Annotated in this window: 1 protein-coding gene; it reads right to left on the minus strand. The window is 29.4% G+C overall.

Annotation, left to right across the window (positions count from 1 at the left end; genetic code table 11):
• Positions 1–717 precede the first annotated feature (717 nt).
• Complete coding sequence (locus Q1B05_RS18510; protein ID WP_299782935.1) at positions 718–1,383, minus strand: hypothetical protein; 666 nt, start codon at positions 1,381–1,383, stop codon at positions 718–720.
• Positions 1,384–1,473: the final 90 nt, after the last annotated feature.

Genomic DNA, 1,473 nt, shown 5'->3' on the forward strand with positions numbered 1-1,473 from the left:
GATAGAAGACTAAAAGTTAGCAGAAAAATCAGAATTTTTGTTTTTAAACTGTTCATTTCTCAAATTGGGTACAACGTTTATGTATATGGAAAGTTGCGTGTTTGTGTGCGAGGATTTTCCGAAGGAAAATCGGATGCAAGCAAACAAAGCAACTAACATTGGTTAAGCTAAAAGTAGCAATTTTTTATATACGGTGTTGTCATTTCGTTGTTTTTTCTGTCAGTTTAAATTCAGACGTAATTACTTTTTTGTTTATAGTATTTGAGTAAATTCGGTCAGTATTCTATTCCGCAACTTGCTAAATTCCGTATTCAATTTTGTTTTTCCATTTAGATTCCAATTCTGCAAACCTGCTAATAAATCCGCTGTGATTTTCATTCCGTATTTGAGTGAGATTTTAGTCTCACTTTTTGTTCTTTAATTAATCTTAAAAACACTAACGTGAAAAAAGTATAAGAAATTATATTAGAAAAAGGACCATTACTTAAATTTTCAAAATCAAGTTCGCTTATACTTTTTATTAAAAGAATAATACTAACGAATAATGCTATATAGTATAAAATTTTCTTATTACTTTCTTTCATTTTTTTTCAGTTTTGAGTGCGTTCCGCAATGAATGGCAACGTTTATGTATAAGAATAGTTGCGGGTTTGTATGCGAGGATTTTCCGAAGGAAAATCAGATGTTACAAACACGCAACGACCTTTGGATTAAGCACTAAACCGCAATTATTTTTATACGGTGTTGTAAGTAGTTTTTTTTTATTACTATTATTCCGATTATCAATCCGACGATTCCTAAAAAAATCAATAACTCTGTTTTAAAAAGAGTCAATAATTTCCAAAAATCAGATTTCCCAGTCAGTTGTTTAATTTCCAATTTTGTAGTTACCGAAATTTGACTAAAAAAATATTCAGAGTCTGTTATTCCAGAACTGTTTTTCGAAATGCAATTGAAGAGAAATAGTTGGTTGTTCATTAAATATACTTCTGATTCATAAACTTTATTTCCGATACTGTCAGTCAAAGATATTTTTTGTCCGATAAGACCATTTTTATTAATTTCCTTTTTTGACAGTTTAGTGTTCGGATAGCTTTTAGAAATATTTGGAACTGCTTGGTCATATATGCTCATCAGTTCGTTTTTAGAACTCGGCAGACTTTTTTCATCAATCTGCATTTTATTTCCGCTGTAAACAATGTCGTTTTTTTTAGCTGATAATTCATACATTTTTATTTCGTCCAGTTCAGAATCGAAAAGATTGGCGTTTTCGGCAGGCAATTTAAATCTAACGTTTTTTTCTAATTCAAAATCAAACCATTGTTCGTTTTGCGAATATGATTGAATTGAAAATAGTATAATAATCCAATAAATTTTCTTCAAGTTCTCATTTTTTAAATGTCTAGTCCTGAAATATGGCTACAGTTTAAAATTGAATTAAGCTGATAATTTATATACCATATTCGGTGTTTT

The organism is uncultured Formosa sp. (genome assembly GCF_947500765.1).
Classification (GTDB): domain Bacteria; phylum Bacteroidota; class Bacteroidia; order Flavobacteriales; family Flavobacteriaceae; genus Formosa.